Genomic DNA, 4,235 nt, shown 5'->3' with positions numbered 1-4,235 from the left:
GTATGGGGTTTTCAGCCATTGGAGCTGATAAAAAGCTTCTGGGGGCGGGGATGATCCAGCTTACGCCGCAGATGCGTATCTTGCTTTTTATCCCGGTGGCGGATTTCCGCAAGGGGATAGACGGATTAGCTGGGATATGCCTGGTTGTGATAATCGAAAATTGACCAGCAAAAGGGTGTTGTGATCACCGAAAATTGACCACCCGGAGCCGTTGTTTTCCTGCTAAAATGGTTTGGGATTTATCAACCATTGAGGGAGGAGAAGGAGTGCTCAAAATGGATCAGTATGAGATGATAAGGACGGGTTGCCGGGTTTATGGTGAAAATATCAGTGAGATGTCGAGGATAACGGGCCATTCGCGCAACACGATCAAGAAGGCGATACGAGGTGAACCGTGGGGGTACAAGGAAAGGGCACATCAGCCGTTTCCTGCACTTGAAAAGTACCTGAAGATTATCGATGGCTGGCTTACGGATGACAAGGACAGTCCGAAGAAGCAGCGCCATACGGCGCGACGGGTTTACAATCGCCTTGTGGAGGAGCACGGTTATAAAGGGAGTGAGCCGACCGTTCGCCGCTATGTTCGGTTTGCGAAGCTGGCTTTGGGGCTTGCCACGCCTTGCGCTTTCATACCGTGCGACCCGGAGGCAGGTTACGAAGCGGAAGTGGATTGGGGCGGGGCGATTGCCATTCTTGACGGAGAAGAGACCCCTTTGAAGTTTTTCTGCATGAGGAGCAAGTATTCCGGAAAGCACTTTGTACGCTTTTATTCCTGTGAGAGGCAGCAGGCGTTTTTCGATGGACACATTCGTTCCTTTGCTTTTTTTGGAGGGGTTTTCCCGGTTTTGATCTACGATAACCTTACGGCGGCAATCCAGAAGATATTGCGCGGGAAGGATCGCATAGAGCAGGAGTCATTCGGTAAATTCAAGGCATATTACAGTTTTGAAGCCCGTTTCTGTAATCCCGACAGTGGTCATGAGAAGGGCGGCGTTGAGGGGATAGTGGGCTTTGCGCGGCGCAATTACATGGTTCCCATTCCGGAAGCGGCCAACCTCGAAGAACTCAACGAGAAGATTCTCCGGCAATGCATGACCTATGGCAGTCACAAAATAGCGGGAAGAGATCGGACGGTGAACGAGCTGTATGAGGAGGAGAAGGCGCATCTTCTTGACCTTCCCGGGGTTGCTTTCAGCAATGTGCAAATAGCCGCCGGGGGCCGGGTTGACAAGTATGCCACGGTCATCGTGGATAAGAATCGCTATTCCGTGCCGAGCCGGTATGCGGGATTTAAGGTTAAGGTTCTACTCTACGTGGATCGTGTGGAGATTTTCATCGGGACGAAGAAACTGGCCGTCCATGAGCGGGTATTCGGCAACAATAAATGGATTCTCAACCCGGATCATTATCTTGAACTGATTCAGCAGCGACCGATGGCTTTTAACAGCGCAAGACCCATTCGGCAATGGCGAAAGAGCTGGCCTCAGGTCCTCAACACGCTTTTGGAGAGATTTTGCATTGCGCAGGGGGAGACAAAAGGGATCAAGGATTTCATTGCCGTTTTGATGTTCTACCGGAATTATGCGGTCGGCGAGATTGAAGCCGCCGTTGAACTGGCCATAGAGAATAACATCAGCTCCAGCGACGGGGTGCGTCACCTTCTTGTTTACACCGGCTGCGCCGATACTGCCGTCGCTCCCTTGGCCTCCTGGCCGAGCCTGCCGCCTCCCGATATAGCGATTTACGTGTCCTTCCGGCAAGCCTGCGTAGCTGAAAAAAAATTTAGAGCTGCGGATAAGCGTCAAACGTTTTCCTTGCCTTCGGGCGTGAGGTCGCAGAGGGTTTTTGATTTAACACCGATTTTCGCGGAATGATTTGACATAACATTTTCGTCGGCTCTTGATAGAGCCAGCTAAAAATAATCTAATAAAGAAAGCATGTTACAGCTCATCTTGATTTTGACAGTCCCTGGAAATGTTATATCGAATGACGGTTTGCTAAGAGATCTGCCGCCGTCAGAATTTAAAATTATCGAAAGCATCTTCAAGGTCATTTGACGTCCATGAATGCTAAAGTAGTTATAAATACAGAGAAATACTTTCCGTCGCCCCGTCGGGCCGCGATCGCTGCCTTCGTAACCATATTGTATTTTAACAAAATATTTCTTGACATCCTAACCGTCATTCTATATAACATTTCCATGCGCGACGCCACCTACTTCACAAGGCCGATCCATGAATGGCAGAAACGGTACGAAGCCCTCCGGGCCTCCTTCGTGGACCGTCTGCCGGCGGAAGCCGTGGCGGAACACTTCGGATACTCCGCTGGATATGTTCGCCTGTTGAGACATCAGTTTACCACCGGCAAGTTCGATTTTTCCGAACCTGTTCCGGAAGGAGGTACCTCTCGTTACAGGGTGACCGCCGAGACCCGTCGGAAGATCAGCTCCTGGCGGGAGAAAGAACTCTCGGCGGGAGAGATCGCCCAACTGCTTTCCGAAGACGGGGTGGACATCTCCGTCAGAACGGTGGAGAGGGTTCTTGCGGAAGAGGGATTCCCCAAGCTTCCCCGTCGCACCCGTCTGAAGATCGGTTTGACCGTTAAAGGGGCGGAGGTTCCGCAGCGATCCGAGGGCGTCTCCATTGCACAGATGGAGGGGCAACATTTTACCTGCGAATCCGCGGGGGCCTTTCTGTTCGCCCCGTTTCTGGAAAAATTTCAAGTGTCGGATCTGGTCCGTTCCGCCGGCCTGCCGGGGACCAAGATCATTCCAGCGGTCAGCTATTTTCTGTCCTTTCTGGCCCTGAAACTCATTGGCACGGAGCGGTACGGCCACATGGGAGACCATGCCTTCGATCCCGGTCTGGGTCTGTTTGCCGGTCTGAATGTCCTGCCCAAGTGTACGGCCATGTCCATCTATTCCTATTCCCTCGACGAGGTTCACATCCTGAAGCTCCAGCAGGCTTTTGTAAAGAAAGCGGTCCGTCTGGGTCTGTATGACGGGAGCGTCATCAATCTGGACTTTCACACTATCCCCCATTACGGGGAGGAATCCGTCCTTCAAGAGCATTGGGCCGGGGCCAGAGGAAAGCGAATGAAAGGAGCCTTGACTCTCTTTGCCCAAGATGCCGTCTCCAAGCTGGTGCTTTATACTGCCGCCGACCTCATGAAGGAGGAAGCCAATGAGCAGGTTCTCAATGTCCTGTCCTTCTGGAAGAAGGTTCACAAAGGCGTCGCATCTACCTTTGTTTTCGATTCCAAGTTCACCACCTACGAGCACTTGTCCCTCCTGAACAGTCAAGGAACCCGCTTCATCACCCTCCGGCGCCGGGGGAAGAAACTGGTAGGGAACCTGAATAAACTCAAACCATGGGAGAAGATCCACATCCCCCATGACAAACGGAAATACCCGGATCCTTTCATCCATCAATCGTTCACTACTCTGAAGGATTATGAAGGGCAGCTCCGGCAGATCATCCTCCGGGGAAATGGCCGCGAGGAGCCGGCTTTCCTGATCACCAACGATCTGACGGCCCCGGTGGAACGCATCGTCAGCGACTACGCCCGCAGGTGGCGGGTGGAGAACGTCATTTCCGAGGCGGTCAAGTTTTTCAACCTAAACGCCCTGTCTTCCCCCATTCTGGTGAAAGTGCACTTCGACATCCTGATGACCATGATCGCCGACACCCTTTACAGCATGCTGGCTCAAAAACTCAGGGGCTTTGAGCAGTGCGACGCCCAGAAGATCTTTCGCCATTTTATCAGGGGCAAGGCCGACGTCGATATCACATCCGGCGAGGTACAGGTAACCTACCCCCGCAGGGCGCATAACCCGATCCTGAGAGAGGTTCCCTGGCATCGATTGCCGCAGACTATCTCCTGGCTTGACAGCATAAAACTGAATCTAAAGTTCCAATGACGGAGGCATTAAAATCTTATCTCAAAATGACGGTTATAGCTCCGCGAAAATCGGTGTTTAAGATATCGGATGATTGTTGGAACAAACTAATCAAGAGTCGTTGACGTGTGAGACTTCCTGGTAATTCCAGGGCATCCAGTTTTTCGGGTTTTTGAAGACATCGTGATAATTTTTCTGGAGGGCCACCAGGTAACCGAAGGGATCGATGCCCCTCAGAACGCAGGTATGAATCAGGCTCATGAAAATATCGCCGATCAAAGCGCCGTGTACAGTCCTGTAAAAAAGGGAGTTTTTCCTATGGAGAATCGCTTTTTTC

Annotated in this window: 3 protein-coding genes; 2 read left to right on the top strand and 1 reads right to left on the bottom strand. The window is 51.8% G+C overall.

What is annotated here, in order from left to right:
* Positions 1–275 precede the first annotated feature (275 nt).
* Entirely contained in the window at positions 276–1,874 is a 1,599-nt protein-coding gene (gene istA / locus K0B01_14565; protein MBW6487365.1) for an IS21 family transposase, read from the top strand.
* Positions 1,875–2,062: 188 nt separating this feature from the next.
* The gene (locus tag K0B01_14560; GenBank protein ID MBW6487364.1) at positions 2,063–3,919 is read left to right on the top strand and encodes a transposase; all 1,857 of its coding nucleotides are present in this window, start codon (positions 2,063–2,065) and stop codon (positions 3,917–3,919) included.
* A 90-nt stretch (positions 3,920–4,009) separates the two neighbouring features.
* Here K0B01_14560 and K0B01_14555 read toward each other — a convergent pair.
* Positions 4,010–4,235, bottom strand: a 226-nt coding sequence (locus tag K0B01_14555; protein MBW6487363.1) for a hypothetical protein, incomplete at its 5' end; no start/stop codon positions are given.

Source organism: Syntrophobacterales bacterium (assembly GCA_019429105.1).
Lineage (GTDB): Bacteria > Desulfobacterota > Syntrophia > Syntrophales > UBA5619 > DYTH01.
The sequence above is the reverse complement of the archived record's forward strand: the minus strand, read 5'-3'. Positions and strand labels throughout refer to the sequence as shown.

Bases quoted from the DNA above. Each gene is read 5' to 3' on its own strand.
- istA (MBW6487365.1), top strand. From the start codon at position 276: ATGGATCAGTATGAGATGATAAGGACGGGTTGCCGGGTTTATGGTGAA.
- K0B01_14560 (MBW6487364.1), top strand. From the start codon at position 2,063: ATGAATGCTAAAGTAGTTATAAATACAGAGAAATACTTTCCGTCGCCC.